Source organism: Paenibacillus sp. (assembly GCF_048976745.1).
GTDB lineage: Bacteria > Bacillota > Bacilli > Paenibacillales > Paenibacillaceae > Paenibacillus.
Window position 1 is genome coordinate 109869 of sequence record NZ_JBHGUU010000023.1, and the last position, 19069, is coordinate 128937.

The window sequence follows — 19069 nt, forward strand, 5'->3', positions numbered from 1 at the left end:
ATAAATCTATTGAAACCGATTGCAAATGTGTGTCACAATTAAAGGTAAGATACACGATAATATTCGAATATGGAGGGAAAACATCTTGAGAACCATTAAATTGGGCAGCAGCACACTAGAAGTACCCGTAGTCGCTGTCGGTTGCATGCGGATTAATTCACTAGACGGTAAGGAAGCTGAACATTTTGTTCGTTCTGCAATGGAAGTTGGGGCTAATTTCTTTGACCATGCCGACATATATGGTACAGGAACATGTGAGGAGATCTTCGCCGAAGCGGTACAGATGAATCCCCAAGTTCGTGAAAAGTTGATTCTTCAATCCAAATGCGGTATTCGCAAAGGGATGTTTGATTTCTCCAAAGAACATATCCTGACTTCGGTGGATGGTATTCTGCAGCGTCTGAAAACGGAATATCTTGACGTTCTGCTGTTGCACCGTCCAGATGCATTGGTTGAGCCAGAGGAAGTGGCAGAAGCCTTTGATCAACTGGAGCGCGAAGGTAAAGTGCGTCACTTCGGGGTATCCAACCAGAATCCGAACCAGATCGAATTGTTGAAAAAATACGTGAAACAGCCACTGGTAGCCAACCAGTTGCAGATGAGTATTACCAACACTACGATGATTGACAGTGGAATCAACGTGAACATGGAGAACGATGCCGCGGTTAACCGTGACGGTAGCATTCTTGACTATTGTCGTCTGCATGATATCACCATTCAGCCTTGGTCCCCGTTCCAGTACGGATTCTTCGAAGGTGTATTCCTGGGTAGCGACAAGTTCCCTGAATTGAATGCAAAGATCGACGAGATTGCTGCGAAGTATAACGTGAGCAATACAACAATTGCAATCGCATGGTTGCTTCGTCACCCTGCGCATATGCAACCGGTGACAGGTACGATGAATATTGAACGTCTGCAAGACTGTGTGAAAGCAGGAGATGTTCATCTCACTCGTCCGGAGTGGTATGAAATTTACCGCGCGGCAGGTAATATACTGCCTTAAATGCAAGTTATAGTGAGCATACTGACTAATGAGTCAGTTGAGAACACGAGCCGATAGATGGCTCGTGTTTTTTGGCTAATTTCAGGTTTGATGCCAAACATGTTTCCGATATAAAATAAAGATAGGGAACTGTAATTTAATTAAAGGATTAAAATGTAATTATTACAAATTAGTTGAATTTATTATATTGACCGATACTTTCGAATTACATATAATTACTTTTGCATACCGATAATCCTGTTTATGTTTTTATTTTGGAGGGTGGTGTTCGTTTGGAGCCGACAACCACGATACGCGATCATTTAGAAAGTTATCTGAAGCGTGAACAGATGTCCATTAGTCATTTTTCGGAGACGTCAGGGATTAATTCGGGTACGCTGAGCAATATTTTGAATAAAAATCGACCTATTGCCATGCAGCAGTTGGATCGTATTACTTCCGCCATGAGATTGGAAGAGGGTTACTTCTATGAGTTATACATAGATGAATGTTTTGTACACGCAACCCCGGACTGGCGAAGACTGGGACCCTTCCTTCAACGCTGTGCCGAGTTGGACAAGTTGAACTGTATTGAAGAGGTTATTCGTCTGATGATGGATAATCTATCCTATATTCCTTTGTTATTCGAAGTGGCTGAAGAATTCTACCAAGCGGGTAAATTCAAACCGGCCATTCTTCTATATGAGAACATCGCTGAAAGTGAGAAAATGCAACATTCCGAGCGGCTTGCCCTCTGTCAGTATCGACTGTTCAGGTTGGGGCTAACCAATGATCAGCAACGGAATTTGATTATTGCGGCTCGTTTCGAATACTATGTGGATCGGCTGGACGAACGTTATCAGTTGGATGCGCTTAACGAACTGATTAATGCTTTTGGAGCATTGCATAGATGGAACAAGGTTCAGGAGTTGTCTGAAAAATTGAAAGTAAAAGCGTCCATCCATTATGAGATGAATGGCCGACGGAAACAAGAGGAGACGAAAAGACCCATTGTCTTCTATATTCTTTACTCTTATCTAGCTGCCGGAAGTGCCTGTTATCATTTGAAGGACTACACTGGGGCACTTAGATATGTTTCTTTATATTCAGATAATCGCTGGGTGAGAGACCCGGATCAAGATGAAATGGTCGTTATGAATCAGTTTCAGGAATGGGCTGAAGCGAATCGTTATATATATCATTTAATGGGTGGTCAGTTTGAGGTATTACCTGATTATCTGGCGTATATTTCAACAAAGGAAAATGAGATATTCCCAGCGCTTTGTGATATTGTAACGGCAGCTAATCGCTATGATAAGGATATTGATCATGTACTCAAACAGTATGAATCCTACTTCACTTATCAGGAGCAGAGTAACCGAATTGGCAAAGTGAGCAGACAGGTTACGGATGACCGATATTTACGACTTTTAGCAGATTTGGGCGCATACTATTTAAAGAAAGACGAGTTTCATTTAGGGATTGAATTTGTTCTGGATAGTTTAAAATTCTCTATTGAAATTAGCAGTGGACGAGGTATGCTTAGAGGTGTCGGACTGTTTGAGCAATACCGGGAATTTGCATCTGAGACGGCGAAACAGCAATACAAAATGATAATTAGTGAGGTGCAGAAACTCAATGAAGAGAAAGTTGACTTTGCTGATAGTTACCTGTAGTTTCGTTGTATTCATCGTAGCTCCTGCTACGGAACCTGTCCCAGACGAGAAAATCCCGAACCCCGAAATTATGAGACCTGCTGATCATGGATTTGGAACTTAATAAAATGTTAAAAGAACGCTTCTGATTTATTTCAGCAGCGTTCTTTTTTGTGTATCAAAGTGGAAGAATAAGTATGTCGTATCTCACATGCGCTTTTGATTGGCATAATACACTAAAATATGACAAAAAGGAGGGGTATTATGGATCGCCTGGATTTGATGTTACGGATCGAAGATGCCAGACAGTTGTTATATCGCATGCATATGGAATACGGCAGCCTGCTTCATCCGGAAGTGATCCAGCAATCCGTAGTCCTCGACGGTCTGATTAATCAATACAACAGAGTCAAGGTAGGTAAGACGATGAATTAAGTTCGCCTATTTACATTTGCGTTTTTGTATACTATAGTTAGTTACATGAGTAACTAACCGACTAACCAGCCAATGAATACGTATGAAAGTTGGAGACACATGAAATCGACTTTGGATGAATCTCAGCCTATTTTTCATCAGATTGCCACGATGATTATGGACGATATTGTGGAGGGCAGATTGAAGGTGGAAGAACAAGTTCCCTCAACCAATGAACTGTCACGCTTCTACAATATCAATCCGGCTACAGCCCGCAAAGGGCTGCAAGAACTTGTGGACAAGGGGATTATATACAAACAGCGAGGTGTTGGGATGTTTGTTGCAAAGGGAGCAAGAGAAGCTTTGCTCGTTGAACGGAAGCAGGATTTTTATGAAGAATACATCAAGCCTTTACTTGAAGAAGCCAGACGGATTCACATGGATGAAGATATGATCATTGATCTGATTCGCGGCAAGAAGGATAAGGAGAGTGAGTTATGATTCATATGGAGCAAGTTAATTACAGTTATCAAGAGACGCCCGTTCTGAAACAGGTTACGCTACACGAGAGTGAGCCAATCATTAGTGCGATCTGGGGGAGAAATGGAGCGGGCAAAACAACCATGATGAGTTTACTCGCTGGACATAACCGCCCGGATCGTGGAACCGTTCAGATCATGGGTCAAGATCCCTATAATAATCTGGCTGCCCAAGAGAATCTATGCTACATCCAGGAGAATCATCCCCTGGGGAAAAACTGGACGGTTAATGACATGCTTCAAACGGCGCAATATTTCCATCCGCAGTGGAATCAGGATCTCGCTGAGCGTTTAATTGATGTGTTCGAACTACCAACGAAGAAAAAGATCATTAAATTTTCGAAAGGCATGAAGACTGCCGCCCAGATTATATTGGGTCTAGCCAGTAATGCCAAGATAACCATTCTGGATGAACCCACCAATGGACTCGATGCTGAGAAGCGTAAATTTTTCTACAATGCGCTTCTGGAAAGTTATGAAGATAACCCGCGTCTGATCCTGATATCCAGCCACCATATTGAGGAGATTCAGCCTTTGTGTGAGTCCCTTATCGTTTTGCAAGCCGGAGAGGTGTTATTAAATCAGCCTATGGAAGAGATGCGCGAAAAAGGAGTTCTTCTAACAGGGAGAATGGAAGATATTCATCGAGTGACAGCAGATGTTAACGTTATAGAGTCTTCCCAGATGGGATCAACTGTAAAAGTGATGATTGATGAGCCTTACTCGAAAATGTGGAAGGATATCGCTCATGCACAGGGGCTTTCCATTGAGAAAGCGACATTACAGGATTATTTGGTTAACAGGACCCGTAAACAAGAGGGGGTTAAACCATGAATGCAGTAAAAGGCACGAATCGACTGATTCGGGAGGATATGCGATTGTATCTGGTCATATTCACATCCATTTCGCTAATGCTCACCGTTGTATATCTGGCCATTGGCTTCATATTTGATGTCTCGTATGCCACACAACTGTTTGGTCCCATGTATGGAGGGATATGTACGTTTGCGATCGGCGGAATCATTACACTGTTTCCGGTTGCGATCGGTATGGGCAGTACGCGAATTCAATTCATGAAATCTTTCTATATGAACTCGGTATGGATGGTTGTAGGTACCATGGCCATTCTACATGTGGTGTATTTCCTCATACACCTGCTTCAGGGAAGTGGTATTGTTGACGTTACCCTCTACCAACCCGGCATGTTGTATTCAAACAAATATCATTTCTTATCCTACCTGTGGATCGATCTGATGTGTGGCTTTCTCGTATTGGGAATGTCTGTCTTCCCAACGGTTTGCTGGATGCGATTGGGGTTGCGTAACTTCTTCATTATGTTCTTTGGGGTTGGCTTGGTCATTACGCTGATCATTACATTGGGCGATCCTAGAGAATTTACCTTGTGGATTGCCAGGATTAATCGCATGACATTGTTCACCGTTCTGGGGTTCATAGGTGGTGCGCTACTTCTGTCGACGTACCCAATGATGAAGAATGCGCCGCTTACGATGAAATCCAAAAAAGACTGACAGTATTTTGACACATGAATGTACACCGGGGCTAATGAAACGATACGAAAATTCCTGTAATCCAAAAACACGAGTGCGAACACGCCTCGTGTTTTTGCATATCACTTAGATTACTGAATATATCTGTTCAACCGTCTTTGTGCAATCCAAACTGAATGTATATATACGTTAAGCCTGAGCTTGAGGTTTGAATCCTTCGTCATGGAGATACTCCCCAGCTTCGCTACGCGTTTCAAAAGCCATATCCAGATTAACACCGGAATACACATACCACATGTCATCTTCATATTTTAAAGTCAGTGTATGTCCATCTTCATCGACCCATGTTCCGCCACCCGTAGAGGTTGTCGCCAAGGCAGGAGCAACTTTTACTTGTTCTGGCTCTTCCAATTCAACTGCGTTGGGATTGTGAGACATCGCTTGGATCGTTTCATCTAACAAGGTGCGCAGATCTGCTTCAGAATAATCACGAATATTAACGAATCCTTTAGCATCGGTCTCAACGTTAGGCAGTAGTCCTGCATAGATATAACCGTTACCGTTCGGGTGAATATGGAGAGCAACAATTTTTTTATCATACGTGCTTTCCTCGTAGTGGAAATTAACACGACCGAGAGAAACATCTTTGCGTTGCAGTTGGGGGTACGATTGTAGCACTTCAAGCTTTTGTTCCACGTTAAGCATAATTGCCTCCTAATTAGTGTTCAATAGGGGTGATTATAACATAGGTGATCACTTATGACGATTCCGCACTCCCCATCAGAATGCTTCGCCCCAGTTCTTTCAGGTGTTCCATCGCTTGCAGATAAGGATAAGGCCCGTAACTTACGCGTGCTACACCCAGTGCTGCAAGTTGTTGTGGTGAAGGATCAGGAGACGTAACCATGACGTTAATTGGCAGCGGTGAACGCTCACACAATTCCTGAATCAGCTGGTGATCCTGCAGACCGGGTACAAACAGACCGCTGGCACCTGCATCTGCATAACAGCTCGAACGTATAAGTGTTTCCTCCAGGAGGGAGTGGTTATGGTGTTCAGGTGCATGTTGCAGAAAAATATCCGTGCGGGCATTAATGAACAACGGTATACCAGCCTGCTCCGCAGCATCCCGGGCGGCGGACAGTCTTAGGCATTGTTCCTCCACAGTATACAACCCCACGTCAACGGGAAGTTGATCTTCAATGTTGATTCCCACTGCACCATGATTGATGACTTGCAGGACATTTTGCTTCACTTCTGACACCAACCTCCCATACCCTCCCTCTATATCGATCGTTACAGGCAGATCCACACTCGCTGTAATCCGTGCGAGATTGGCAAGCACCAGATGGAATGGCATCGCTTCGCCATCTTGCTCACCGTGGGCCGCAGCAACGGACCAGCTTCCGGTAGCAATGGCCGTTGCTCCAGCGGATTGAATGGCTTGTGCACTTCCGGCATCCCACACATTGACCAGAACAAGTGGCTTTCCTTTTACATGGTATTGTTGGAACAACGCTGCTTTCTCTTCTAAAGTACTCATATGATGATGACTCTCCTTTGTTATATCATGTATTCCTTTGGATATCTGATGCGTACTTTATTACTTCATTCTTTATTACTTCATTCCGTTATTCGCAGCTATCCTATTCCTGTCCCTGTTTCTCGTGAGTCAAAAGCCAGTTCTTGCGAGTTAATCCTCCGCCGTAACCGCCCAGTTCACCACTGGCATTGATTACACGGTGACATGGGATCACAATCGCAAGCTGATTGGCACCATTCGCCTGTGCCACGGCTCGACACGCCGTTGGTTTCCCCAGTGCATTTGCAATCTCCTGATATGACCTCGTTTCACCTGCCGGAATGGCTATTAACTGTTCCCACACACGTTTTTGAAATGGTGTTCCTAAACAGAACAACGGTGTGTCGAATGCTGTCCTTTTTCCCTGAAAGTACTCGTTTAGCTCAGACTCAATGGACTGTATGGGAGCTGTAGTACCAGGTACGATAGCTGATTTGGTCCGCTTGCGAAGGCGCTCAACTTCGCGTTCCAGACCTCTGCGATCCACAAATTCCAGTAAATATAAGGCCTCGTCATCAGCGATAGCCATCATCGGGCCGAGGCGGGTGTCAATCCAGGACGCTTTTAGGACATGCCCTTCATCGGCTTGTGTAGGTGCGGCACCCATGATCCGTGAAAAGGCATCACGGAAGCCGCTGCTTGACTCATATCCCGTAGATAATTGGCTATCAATCACGGTGCGACCGGAGCGAATATTCTTCAGTGCAAGTCCCATACGGCGGGCACGGGCATATTCCACAAACGTCATACCAAACCGCTTCTTGAACTGACGACGAGCCGTGGATTCATCGATGGAAAGTGCCTTGAAATCCTGTCCTTTCCAGCGTTTCTCCGGATTGTTCTCCACAGCTTCCACTAATATGCGAACGACATCGGATACTTGATTGGGGTGAGAGAGCGGGCGACAGCGCTGGCAAGGGCGATAAGAGGCCAGAAGTGCCTGCTGAGCTGTCTCATAGAATTCGCAATTTTCGAATTTGGGTTTTCGCGCAGGGCATGTGGGACGACAGAACACACCTGTGGTTCGGACCCCAACATAGAATAAACCCTCGTATTCCGAATCCTTGGCCACAAGCGCCTCGTAATATTTTTCCTTCAGATCAGCAGAAATCATGGGGGCACATCCTTACTTCATTAGAATCTTTATCTAGAACCTATTATAGAAAAACGTTGCAGCAAGCATCGCCGAAAATCAGGCATGGATATTGGAAAGATTGCATCGGATATAACATTGAAATTCGGTTGTTCAGAATTTGTTTAGAGCGAACTGGTAGTATAGACCTATCAAGGTGGAACGAATTAGGCAAAGGTACCTAGATATCCAAAAAGATGATTATTGACCGTACATTGTTATATGAAAAATACATAGGTAAGCATGAAAAAACTAAAACCTAAAGATTAGCGGAACGAAAGTTTGGAGGTCGACTAGAATGAAATATTCCACGTACAAAAGTATTTATGAATCCGTTTATACCAAAACGTCCGAGTCTCGCACCATGGTTGTTAAAGAGCAATTCATGCAGCGTGTGAAGACGCCGACATGGCTAGTGAAGATCGTCACCATAGCTCTAATTATAATCATAGGGTGCAGTGCTGTATTCACCGTGTTTGCCGGAGATGAGCAATGGTTATCAGGGGACCAGATCGTTGTATCTCAGGGAGATACGCTGTGGGGCATTTCTTTGGCGCATAAACCTCAGCAGATGGATACTCGTGTGTATGTAGAAGCAATGAAAAAGGTAAACAATCTTGAGCATAACGCCATCCGGATTGGACAAGTGTTAGTTTTGCCAGGGCTTGATCGATAAAATAATACGTTGATGAAGTCATGAACAGAGCTCCTTCTTTATTCATTGAGATGCAGTCGGATACTGAATTTATTAATCATTTACATATAATGGAGCTTCATGAGGGACGATATGGTGTAGTGATTAATAAGTGGTGTAGTAGTTATATGTGCTGTAGATATATGAAGGGAGAATGAGGTGATGATCATGAATATAAAGAAATCTGCACTTTGCATGTCTGTGCTCTGTATTTCACTAGTCTTTAGTGGTTGTGGTGCCAAAAATAACAACGAATCCGTTCAGGAACACGCCTATCCGCAATCGAAGCAACCCATAGAGGAAGCTGGGGAAAGCTCTGTTCCGAATGCGGATGCGAAGAATGACAATGATCAAGGTAGTGCGAGTGGTGATGAGGGCAAGCCTACGGCGCAATCAGAATCCACTGAACCGTCTGAGCAGATTGATATCGTCATTGACCAGTCCGAGAAACCGAGCGAGGGTAACAGCTTTGATTTTGGAATTAAGCAGGTTCCGAAGGGATATACACTAACGGAGATGAGATGGACGTCCAACACGGTGACGATTGTGAATTCGCTACAGGAAGCCATTGAACATGGGGCCAACGGTGAAGATGGGTTTTACTTTAGTGGTAATGGACAATTCTCCGGATTTATCTACTCGGATGAGATGAAGGGTGAACGCGGCAAAGCGACATTTGTCTTCACAAATGATGAGGGGAACGAAATCATGTCCGAGAAAGAAATTACGTTGAAGTAGCAGGCACATCATGAAGGCTCCGTCTAGAGCCTGTTGAACAGGGAAAGCAGCCACTTGGGCTGCTTTTTTTGACATACATGATTACAAGATCGCCGATCTATCTGTTGCTACATAAAGTCAAAGAAATAACGGACCACGTGGAACATAACCGGCGAGGTATAGGTCAGGCTGTCGACCCGGCTTAGGTAGCTTTTTTTGAGCGAATCGAACTTATTGTCATCCCCGATTAACAGATCACGCTTCAGTACAGACACCGTCAGACTGCCGAAGAATCCGGCCAAACTGATCAGCACTCCGATGAACAGCGAGAATTTCCAATCAAATGGTGTCAGGTAGGGATGAATGAAATAAGACGTGGCTGTCGTTACAATGAACGCACAGGCGAAGCCTTCCCAGGTGACAAAGGGATTGGCGGTAGGCACCACTTTTCGTTTGCCCAGATAGAGAGATACCAGATAATGCACTACATCGTTAAGCTGTGTTAACACGACCAGGAACAGTACCAGCTTGGACCCATACTCCGGTGTGGCGAACGGGAAATAGGCCAGGTGACTCAGTCCAAAGACCATCAGCATCAGTCCCCATTGTGTGGAGCTGACACTGCGCAGGAATCCGACCGTACCTTTGTTAATCAGGCGTGGCAAGGGAAGTACCAGGAACACATATAGTGGAATAAACACGATAAACATGCCATACCATCCAATGTAGATCCAATAGAACTGAACCGGAATCGCCAGATACGCCCATAGGAACAGCCTGCGGTCGGCTTTGCGTGTACTGCGAATCATGGAGAAGTATTCTTTGAGTGAGAAGAATGCAAGCACCATGAGGGAGATCAGGGACACAATAGGATTGAAAAGGGTAGCGAGGCAGAAGATGACAAACATGCCCCACCAGGTTTTGATTTTTTGGCCGATGCCTGAATAGTCTTTGCTTGGCTGAAGCTTCGCAATCACTTTGTAGACGATATGTATCACAAGTAAAGCTGTGAAGATTAACGTTAGTGTAAAGAGTGAACTGCTCACGAACCGATCACCTGCTTATTCAAAGTAAGATTCCATTATAGGGCACCTATGTTATTATGAAGGAATAGTGCCAACTTGATAAGGGGAAATTTTGCTATGACAGATGAACGCTCCATCTATATTCTGCTTACGAATACAGGAACGTTGTTTACCAAGGTTATTCAGAGCTATACCCGAGCGCCATATAATCACGCATCGATCTCATTTGACAGGGAATTATCCGAGCTGTACAGCTTCGGTCGCAAACATCCGAGTAATCCGCTGAATGGCGGGTTTGTGAAGGAAGATATTCAGACAGGTACATACAGCAAGTATCCCAATACGACATGTGTCATATATGAGCTTAAGGTGACGGATCGTGAAGTGGAAAAGATGAAACGCGTGCTGCACATCTTCATCCGCAGCCGCCAGAAATATATGTACAATCTGCTGGGTGTGATCGGCATTACGCTCAAGGAACCGGTGGAGTTCAGCAACTCCTACTTCTGCTCCCAATTTGTAGCCGAGATTCTGCAGCGTTCAGGCATCAAGTTGTGGAACAAGCTGCCGGCGCTGGTGACACCGGATGATTTTCGCCAGAGTGAACGATTGCAGTTGGTCTATGAAGGGAAATTAAGTGAGTATACGCTGGGGAATGCAGAAAAGGAGTAGGGTAGGTGCGTCTGCTGATGCTTGCCAAGGATATCCAACCATAAAACAGCCTGCTGCCACGCACGACGGGGCAACAGGCTGTTTGTGTATTTCATATGGATGATGGTAAGGATCGGTCGAAATTAACCTCTTCGAGGAATTCGATCACTTCACCATTCGGACTGTGGACGAGCGCATTTCTAAGCCGAAGTGCAGGTTCGCCAAGCGATATCCAATCCGGTTCAACATAGGATTTGGCTCCATGGGTGAGCGCTTGCTGATAGATGTCTTCTACATCATGTACGTAAAAGGCGAAATGTAATAGTGCACCGTGCCGGACCGCTTCAGGCGAGTTGGCAGGTTCACCCTCAGCGGGGATGACTGCTTTGGGGTCAAACACCTCAATACAGGTTCGTTGATCCGGAGAGATTAACATACATGCCTCGGTAATGTGGAAGGAAGGCAAACTCCAGGAGTGACCAACCTTGAATCCTAATACTTTTGTATAAAACGCCAGCGTATCTTCATAATTACGAGCCTGAATGGCTACATGTGCAAGTCCTATGACACTCACAGTTCATCGCTCCTTCTTCAGATTGTATTTTAAAGTAGGGGCGATGTTGCATTGGAACCATACGATATCCAAGGATATAATGAGATAAAATTGATATATTCTTAGTTAATTTACCAGGAAAACCTTATTAAATAAGGTGATGAATCGGAGGTCTTGCGAATGGAACACAACATAGATGAGATCGATCAACAGATTATGCGCTTGCTGCAACATCATGCACGCATGCCCATTGCACAGATAAGCAAAGAAATTAACATGTCTCAACCTTCGGTGAAGGAAAGAATAATGAAACTGGAGGAAAGAGGAGTGATATCGGGATATTCAACGATCTATAATCTGGCCCAGTTAAACCGTGGTACTACAACATTTATTTTGCTCAAAACAGAGCATTGCGATAAGTTGGTTCAGTTCTGTGAACAGGCCATCGAAGTCACGGATGTCTATCGGATTAGCGGCGAATATAACTATCTGATCAAGGTACAGACGGCGTCCATTGAAGAACTTGCCGAGTTCCAAGATTCACTGGTGAAGCTGGGACCCTCGAAATCCCATATCAGCATGAAAAATATTATGGAAAACTGTGTTCTCCTTTAAGATATGAGAGAGACTAGAGAGAAGACATTTGTTCTGGCACCGGACTCGTTTAAAGAAAGCATGACAGCGAAAGAAGTATGTATCGCGATGGAAAAAGGATTGCGTAAAATATATCCGACCGCAGGATATATTCATGTACCCATGGCGGATGGTGGGGAAGGCACGGTGCAGTCCCTTGTAGATGCCTCTAGTGGTTCCCTTCACCAGCAAGAGGTGAGCGGACCATTAGGTCAGGCAGTGACTGCCCAGTATGGCATTTTGGGTGACGGAACAACGGCGGCCATCGAGATGGCATCGGCTAGTGGCATCCACTTGGTTACCAAGGACACCCGGGACCCGCTCCGGACAACAACCTATGGAACAGGCGAGTTGATTCGTGCATGTCTGGACCTTGGCATACGCAAGGTCATCATTGGCATTGGTGGCAGTGCGACTAACGATGGTGGTGCCGGCATGGCTGAAGCGCTTGGCGCGAAATTTCTGGATGCACAGGGTCAGCCGCTTGCGCGGGGTGGCGGGGTTTTGGAACAACTGGCCCAGATTGATGTATCAGGTCTGGATAAGCGTTTGCAGGAAGTGGAGTTCATTGTGGCCTGTGATGTGACCAATCCCCTATGTGGGGAGTATGGCGCATCAAGGGTGTTTGGACCACAAAAAGGGGCAACTCCAGAGATGGTTGAGCAGTTGGATGCGAATCTGTCCCATTATGCAGATGTGGTGAAACAGCAGCTGCACAAGGATATCCGTGATGTACCAGGAGCCGGAGCTGCTGGGGGATTGGGTGCGGGACTCTTGATTTTTACACAGGCTGTGTTACGTAAAGGGATTGAAATTGTCATTGAATATACTGCGTTGCGTGAAAAGTTGATTGCTGCGGATGTGGTATTTACGGGCGAAGGCGGTATCGACTTCCAAACGAAATTTGGTAAGACCCCCTATGGTGTTGCTCGAGCAGCCAAGGACGCGGGTAAACCTGTAATTGCCCTTGCAGGCTATGTGGGCGAAGGGATCGACACCCTCTACGCGGAAGGCATCGATGCTATATTTGGTATTGTGCCTGGGGCAGCAGATCTGGATCGACTATTGCGAGAAGGCCCGGAGAATGTGGAACGTACAACCGAGAATATTGCTAGAGTACTGAAGCTGGGTCTGCTTTCTTAAGTCAGTGACCATCGGGATCATATGGGGTCGGATTGGAATGTGATGTGACAAAGACGGGATACGGGTATGCCTGATATCAGGTAATCTGTCTCTCGTCTTTTGCTGTGAAGCTCCATTGTATAGTTATCGCTCAGGTCGCGTCGCTCACGTTACCTTTATCCGTTATGGTACCTTGTGTGCTGTTCAAATAGTTCAGATGTTCTTTGCCCCAACCACACATACCGTCCAATAAAGTACCGATCGTTTGGCCGTGTTCGGACAGGCTGTATTCCACTTTCGGTGGAACATCCCCATAGAGCGTACGCACAATAATTCGATCCTGCTCCAGCTCGCGTAGTTGTTTTGTTAGCGTGCCTTGGGTTACATCAGGAATCATGCGTCGCAGTTCACCGAATCGCTTCGTACCTTCCTTTAATAAAATAAACAAGATAAGGGGTTTCCATTTTCCATTAATGGTCTCCAGTGTTGTCAGTACTCCCTGTAACCTTGGTTCTTGTAAATCCATAGTAATCACCTCGTTTTATACGTCTATGTGTATCTCTATCATATCGGATTTTCGCAATCTCTGCTGACCACCTCTGTGAAAAGAAGGGAGAAACCGTTGTGATTCGGTATCAATAGTACGAATATTCGTACTAGGTACGATGTAAATGCGTACTATTCAACCTTCTTCATTTCATGAATAATGAACACAACGTGAGCGAACATGCACATACATAACCGCAGATGAGAGGATGATCATAGATGAGTCACTATACATTGGAGAATAAACGGGTCGTTGTTATCGGAGGAAGCTCAGGTATCGGACTGGCTACGGCAATTCAGGCAGCAGAGGCAGGTGCGGATGTGATTATTGCAGGCAGATCGGCGTCCAGACTGAAGGAAGCGAGGGGACAGATCACAAAGGTTGGAGGCAAAGGCGCTTCTGGAGAAACGCTGGTGGAAGTTCATGTATTGGATAATCAGGATGAACAGCAGCTTGAAGCATTTTTCGCCCGAATCGGCATGTTCGATCATCTCTTCACCCCAGGAGCAGCCTACACTCGAGGCCCACTGACTTCGGATCGGGAGACGGCAGAGAGTTGTTTCAAAGGCAAGTTCTGGCCTCAATACTTTGCGGCTAAATATGCAGCGCCGTATCTTTCGGCTTCCGGCTCAATCACGTTAATGTCTGGTGGATTCAGCCAGCGACCACTGGATGGCGGTGCCTCCTACGCCGCATGTAACGGTGCAATCGAGAGTCTGGGTAAAGCGCTCGCGGTGGAACTGGCACCGGTTCGTGTAAATGTCGTATCCCCTGGCACCATCTGGCGGGAGGGGCAAGAAGGGACGCCGCGTGGTGATCATTTTAAAGATTATGAGAAGCTGTCTCTGCTCAAGCGGGTTGGCTACAATGAAGAAATTGCACATACAGTTACGTATCTGATGACCAATACATTCACGACTGGCAGCACCTTGTATGTGGATGGCGGGTACACCTTGATTTAAGAGCCTGAGTTATATAGGTCTAAAAGAATACTTTTTAAAAATAAAATGATGAAATATGGCGAAAAAAATTGAGATCCACCCTGTTTTGTACTACAGGGTGGATCTTTTTCCTTTTATTTTCAATTTTTGTTTAGAATCTGTTTATTGCAGTGCAATACAATAGGCCTTACGTATCAGAGGTAATGAATTTATATGTAAAAAAAACATGAGATTGGGAGGATCAAGTACATGAATTACAGAAAGCTGATAAGCTGTCTTTTAATTGCGGTTCTGTTATTACAGGTGGTTAGCGTTGGTGGGGTTGCAAGTGCTGACCCGGTTACTCCGTTGGACCAACTTAACTACATCAGAAGTTCAGATGATGATATCGATGTAGCTATTTCAGATGTTCAAAGCTTGTTGGAGAGCGGCAGTTTAATAGATATGACCGATATCTCCACCACGTATGACCTGCTGAATGATGAACAGAAGAAAGAATTGGCACGAGGAATGATTTTTTTGCTGCCACGGGAATTGGATTATGAGAGTCAAAGCCAAGTTGAGTATGTCTTCTCAGTGTTATATAACTTGTCAAAAATCCCTAAGTTTATGAATGAAGATAATGCTCAGGACCTTTTGGATGAGATCTATGGTCTGTTTAGTCAGGCAGAAGACTTTCTACCTTTCGACGAAGCGCAGTACATGGTAGAGGCCAGTGTTGGCTACAGCATATTGAGTGGTGCTGATAAGCCAATGTTTAAGAATATTGCTATGTTTGGAGCTTCCATGAACAGATCACAAGTTTCGGTATCTTATGTTTCACAGCTTACTTTGATGAAAACATTAATCGAGGAATATCGACCCATTAATACTGCTAATGATGTACCAGATATGAACGTAGCACTTGACTCTATGATGAAACATAATCGAATGACCAGAATGTTAAGTGCCATGGACCCCAGTATAGTCGCTTTTCCAGTCCAGATGGAGAAGATGGAAGATATTGAAGACGATAATCAAAAGAGAGAAGAACTTGCACAGTGGATGGTGGATCATAAGCCGCAAAATGGTTATGAAACAATATCCGAAGTTCAAACTGCGTTTGATGCTTTTTTCGAACCCAATAGTTCAGCCTTGTTGGAGCAATTCAACGATATCAAAAAAAGAAAGGATCAGGGGGAGAATACAGATTTCACTCCTGAACTAATCGAGTTACTGAGTAACAAAAATTTCATAGCTGATCCCGATTTCAAATCTTTGTCTAACGAGGATCAGGAGGCCATCATAAAGCATTTATTACGCATAGATCCACCGACTAGTGAAGGGTATGAGAATAAGGAACAGGTACAATATATGGTGCAATTGGCTCTTCAAGCACTTGAACTTCCTCGCAAAATCGAGGGATCAGCCCCAAGAGAAATACTTGATGAGTTTTATGAGAAACTAGCTGAGCGGATAGAGCATTTTGATTATCCTGGTGCCCAAGACAGATACTATGAACGTATAAACCTGTATCTCCAATCAGATACGATTGATAGAAGTATGACAGTCTTTTTATTTGAAAATAAACTCAGAGGGAACCTGGAAATAAGAAAAATTCTTTCTTATATGGAAACAGCAGTGGATGACACACCGTTTATAAATAGGGCTGAAACGACAGAAAGTATGTTGGAATCGTTGTACAAAATGTATGACATTCAATCGGAAATCGAGTCGTACAACTCTGATAACCCGGAAACGCCACTCGGAAGCTTTCCTTTGAGTGTAGGTAAAGTGCATGATCTGACAAACGAAGAACGAGAACAATTGGCAGACCATATGCTTAGCGAGAGACCACTTGGTGGATATGCAAGTTTTGAAGAAATTCAGACTGCATTTAATCAATTTTTCCCTGATGATAACGAAACGGACCCATTGACAGTCTTAAATACGGCAAAAAGCAACTTTGATGTAGCGGCTATGCGTGTAGCGATGGAAAACCCGGATCTGGGTATTACTCTGCCGGATGGCTACGGCGCTTTGTCTTTGCAAGTTAGAAATTTCATTGCAGGGTTCCTGATTCAATATGTGAATAAAGATTACAAAAATAAAGAACAGGTTCAATATATGATTGAACTTGGTGTCCTCGCACAATCGGTTTGGGAGCAAAAAGAACTTATTACTCTCAAAAACAAGCTGGATGCACTTGGCCAGAAGTTAGCAGATTTGCCAGTGTCCTTTAATGATCAACAAAGCGAAGAATTTCGGAGCATTGGTCAAGAGTATTTGAAACGTACCAACAAAGTAGACAAAAATGTTTTTGCTTATAGATACTTGTATTCAGTGGCCTTCGAGAGGTTAGAAGGGAATTTCCAAGGGAATATCGTGGAACCTATGGTTGTGCTAGGGCTCTTGACTACGCCATACCAGTCTATCAATAAGGCTACGAAAGTTGATCCAATGAATCAATGGCTTGATTCAGCTATGAATGATTACATTACAGGTGAAGCATTCTTCAACAAATACAAGTTTGATCGTACAGGCGCCCTTGATTTATCCAAAAGAGCAGAGCTGAGTCCTGAAGACCAAAAGGAGTTGGCAGAATGGTTGCTCACTGAGCAAGACAGCTATGAGGATGTTGGTAATCTCCAATATGTATTTAACCGATTCTTTACGGCTCCTGATGTGAAGGGGAATGACATCAATAACACCCTGACAGGTTTGGACGACACGATGGAGATTTCCTTTGACAACAAGTTGCACTGGTTGGATCTTGCTAATATTCAGATGCTCGACCTTAGTGGAAACAAAACGGTATGGGTTCGTTACAAAGCAATCAGCGATGAACTGCCAGGCCGCGCCGTGAAGTTTGTCTTTACACAGAACGGCGATACCGGCACAGATAATGGAAATACTCCAACGCCTAACCCGGGTGGAAACACAGGTGGCGGATCTTCTACGACTACACCTGTAACATCTACACCTGCACCAACAACGAAGCAAGAACAGATCGTGGTTGACGTTAATGGAACAAACGGCACGAATCTGACCAAAACACCGATTACCCGTACAACGGAAACCAACGGCATGATCAAAGATTTGGTGAAAATGACCCAAGAGATTGCAAAGGAATCGGTGGAAAAAGCGAAACAATTAAACATGAACACCGCACGCATTGTCATCCCAGACACCAAAGATGCCGTGTCCGAGACACGGATTGAACTGCCTAAGGCAGCAGTGAGAGAATTGAATGATGGTTCACTCAAGCTGGAGATTTCTACAGAGAATGCCATCATCTCGGTACCGACGAATTCCATTACTGGATTCGATCAAGACTTGTACTTCCGCGTTGTACCTTTGAAAAAAGAATCGGAGCGCAAAGAAGTGGAGGAACGTGCAAAGAAAGAGCAGTTAATTCAACAGGTTGCTCCAAACACGAATGTGCGTGTACTGGCTCGTCCGGTAGAGATCGAAACGAATATGCAGAGCCGCGAAGTGACGTTGACTTTGCCGCTGCGTGATAGTCTGCCAACCGATCTGGCTGCTCGTCAGCAAGCATTGGACAACCTGGCGATCTACATCGAACACAGTGACGGCACAAAAGAATTGATTCAAGGCAAACTGGTGCAACTCGCAAATAACAGCGAAGGCATCGAATTTACCGTAACCAAATTCAGTACGTTCACTCTCGTTGTTGTGGATGGACTGAAAGCTTCACAAGGTACACATCAACCGTACATCCAAGGTTTTGGTGCAGATTTCCGTCCAGATGTGTTCGTAACCCGTGCACAGATGGCAGCCATGCTGGCTCGCAATCTTCCAACTGAAGTGGCAGCAACAGGCTCCGCTACTAGTGTGAACTACACGGATGTATCTGCGACACATTGGGCAACAAGTGAGATTCAAAAGGCTCAATCCGCTGCCATCATGAACGGCATGAGCAACAATCAATTTGCACCGGAAGGTTTGATTACCCGTGCACAGATGGCGACGATTGCGTATCGCTGGATGCAGAATCAGCAAGCAAACACAGCAACAATGATAGATGCAGCAGTTTCCTTCACAGATGTATCCGCAGACCTGTGGGCAGCAGATGCGATTGCATACGTGCAATCCGCTGGCCTGATGGTGGGTTATAACGATGGTACATTCAAACCAGATAGCAAGTTGACGCGTGCAGAAGCTGTGAAAGTGTTGAATGTATTGTTCAAACGGACACCACTTACTGGTGCGGGTACGTCAACGTTCAGCGATGTGCCAGCAACACACTGGGCATATGTAGATATCGAAGCGGCTGCGCAGAAATAATATCTGTTACAGAATCACAAAGCTTAAAAATGAAGAAAAAGAGCAGGTTATCGATAAGATAACCTGCTCTTTTTTGTTATTCATGAG

The 19069-nt window shown here is 44.8% G+C and carries 19 protein-coding genes; 13 read left to right on the forward strand and 6 right to left on the reverse strand.

The window, feature by feature from the left end:
* Positions 1-85: 85 nt before the first annotated feature.
* The 6 genes from ACE3K2_RS24890 (at position 86) to ACE3K2_RS24915 (ending at position 5119) form a co-directional block, all read left to right on the forward strand.
* Positions 86-1003: an aldo/keto reductase gene (locus tag ACE3K2_RS24890; protein WP_421896327.1), complete on the forward strand. Its 918-nt coding sequence runs from the start codon at positions 86-88 to the stop codon at positions 1001-1003.
* A gap of 272 nt (positions 1004-1275) precedes the next feature.
* Positions 1276-2658, forward strand: coding sequence for a transcriptional regulator (locus ACE3K2_RS24895; protein ID WP_421896330.1), 1383 nt, complete (start codon positions 1276-1278; stop codon positions 2656-2658).
* A 243-nt stretch (positions 2659-2901) separates the two neighbouring features.
* Positions 2902-3072 (forward strand): aspartyl-phosphate phosphatase Spo0E family protein, encoded by a 171-nt coding sequence (locus tag ACE3K2_RS24900; RefSeq protein ID WP_421896334.1) that lies wholly within the window; start codon positions 2902-2904, stop codon positions 3070-3072.
* Positions 3073-3171: 99 nt separating this feature from the next.
* Positions 3172-3552, forward strand: a complete 381-nt coding sequence (locus ACE3K2_RS24905) for a GntR family transcriptional regulator (protein WP_421896337.1) — start codon at positions 3172-3174, stop codon at positions 3550-3552.
* Entirely contained in the window at positions 3549-4424 is an 876-nt protein-coding gene (locus ACE3K2_RS24910; RefSeq protein ID WP_421896340.1) for an ATP-binding cassette domain-containing protein, read from the forward strand. Before ACE3K2_RS24905 ends, ACE3K2_RS24910 begins: the two co-directional genes overlap by 4 nt.
* Entirely contained in the window at positions 4421-5119 is a 699-nt protein-coding gene (locus ACE3K2_RS24915) for a hypothetical protein (RefSeq protein WP_421896343.1), read from the forward strand. The genes ACE3K2_RS24910 and ACE3K2_RS24915 overlap by 4 nt, the downstream gene beginning before the upstream one ends.
* 168 nt (positions 5120-5287) lie before the next feature.
* Here the strand turns inward: ACE3K2_RS24915 and ACE3K2_RS24920 are convergent, their stop codons facing one another.
* The 3 genes from ACE3K2_RS24920 to ACE3K2_RS24930 form a co-directional block, all read right to left on the reverse strand.
* Positions 5288-5803, reverse strand: coding sequence for a hypothetical protein (locus ACE3K2_RS24920; RefSeq protein ID WP_421896346.1), 516 nt, complete (start codon positions 5801-5803; stop codon positions 5288-5290).
* A gap of 52 nt (positions 5804-5855) precedes the next feature.
* Entirely contained in the window at positions 5856-6641 is a 786-nt protein-coding gene (locus ACE3K2_RS24925) for an isocitrate lyase/PEP mutase family protein (RefSeq protein WP_421896349.1), read from the reverse strand.
* Between the two features lie 103 nt (positions 6642-6744).
* Positions 6745-7794, reverse strand: coding sequence for a bifunctional transcriptional activator/DNA repair enzyme AdaA (locus ACE3K2_RS24930; RefSeq protein ID WP_421896352.1), 1050 nt, complete (start codon positions 7792-7794; stop codon positions 6745-6747).
* A 316-nt stretch (positions 7795-8110) separates the two neighbouring features.
* Between ACE3K2_RS24930 and ACE3K2_RS24935 the strand changes: the two genes are divergently transcribed.
* Together ACE3K2_RS24935 and ACE3K2_RS24940 are read left to right on the forward strand one after the other, a co-directional pair.
* The gene (locus ACE3K2_RS24935; protein WP_421896355.1) at positions 8111-8488 is read left to right on the forward strand and encodes a LysM peptidoglycan-binding domain-containing protein; all 378 of its coding nucleotides are present in this window, start codon (positions 8111-8113) and stop codon (positions 8486-8488) included.
* A gap of 186 nt (positions 8489-8674) precedes the next feature.
* A complete protein-coding gene (locus ACE3K2_RS24940; protein ID WP_421896358.1) occupies positions 8675-9244 on the forward strand; it encodes a hypothetical protein in 570 nt (189 codons plus the stop codon).
* Positions 9245-9351: 107 nt separating this feature from the next.
* Here the strand turns inward: ACE3K2_RS24940 and ACE3K2_RS24945 are convergent, their stop codons facing one another.
* On the reverse strand, positions 9352-10269 hold the full coding sequence (locus tag ACE3K2_RS24945) for a phosphatidate cytidylyltransferase (protein WP_124116831.1): 918 nt from the start codon (positions 10267-10269) through the stop codon (positions 9352-9354).
* Between the two features lie 96 nt (positions 10270-10365).
* Between ACE3K2_RS24945 and ACE3K2_RS24950 the strand changes: the two genes are divergently transcribed.
* The gene (locus tag ACE3K2_RS24950) at positions 10366-10920 is read left to right on the forward strand and encodes a hypothetical protein (protein ID WP_421896362.1); all 555 of its coding nucleotides are present in this window, start codon (positions 10366-10368) and stop codon (positions 10918-10920) included.
* Positions 10921-11011: 91 nt separating this feature from the next.
* Here the strand turns inward: ACE3K2_RS24950 and ACE3K2_RS24955 are convergent, their stop codons facing one another.
* Positions 11012-11473 (reverse strand): VOC family protein, encoded by a 462-nt coding sequence (locus ACE3K2_RS24955; RefSeq protein ID WP_421896365.1) that lies wholly within the window; start codon positions 11471-11473, stop codon positions 11012-11014.
* 159 nt (positions 11474-11632) lie between these two features.
* Here ACE3K2_RS24955 and ACE3K2_RS24960 point away from each other — a divergent pair, with 159 nt between their 5' ends.
* Both ACE3K2_RS24960 and ACE3K2_RS24965 read left to right on the forward strand, forming a co-directional pair.
* On the forward strand, positions 11633-12067 hold the full coding sequence (locus tag ACE3K2_RS24960; protein ID WP_421896368.1) for an Lrp/AsnC family transcriptional regulator: 435 nt from the start codon (positions 11633-11635) through the stop codon (positions 12065-12067).
* A gap of 3 nt (positions 12068-12070) precedes the next feature.
* Entirely contained in the window at positions 12071-13228 is a 1158-nt protein-coding gene (locus ACE3K2_RS24965; RefSeq protein WP_421896371.1) for a glycerate kinase, read from the forward strand.
* Positions 13229-13358: 130 nt separating this feature from the next.
* On the opposite strand, the gene ACE3K2_RS24970 is transcribed toward ACE3K2_RS24965, so the two are convergent.
* Positions 13359-13733, reverse strand: coding sequence for a winged helix-turn-helix transcriptional regulator (locus tag ACE3K2_RS24970; protein WP_421896374.1), 375 nt, complete (start codon positions 13731-13733; stop codon positions 13359-13361).
* A gap of 239 nt (positions 13734-13972) precedes the next feature.
* Between ACE3K2_RS24970 and ACE3K2_RS24975 the strand changes: the two genes are divergently transcribed.
* Together ACE3K2_RS24975 and ACE3K2_RS24980 are read left to right on the forward strand one after the other, a co-directional pair.
* On the forward strand, positions 13973-14716 hold the full coding sequence (locus ACE3K2_RS24975) for an SDR family oxidoreductase (protein ID WP_421896377.1): 744 nt from the start codon (positions 13973-13975) through the stop codon (positions 14714-14716).
* Positions 14717-14944: 228 nt separating this feature from the next.
* Positions 14945-18982, forward strand: coding sequence for an S-layer homology domain-containing protein (locus ACE3K2_RS24980; RefSeq protein WP_421896380.1), 4038 nt, complete (start codon positions 14945-14947; stop codon positions 18980-18982).
* Positions 18983-19069 lie beyond the last annotated feature (87 nt).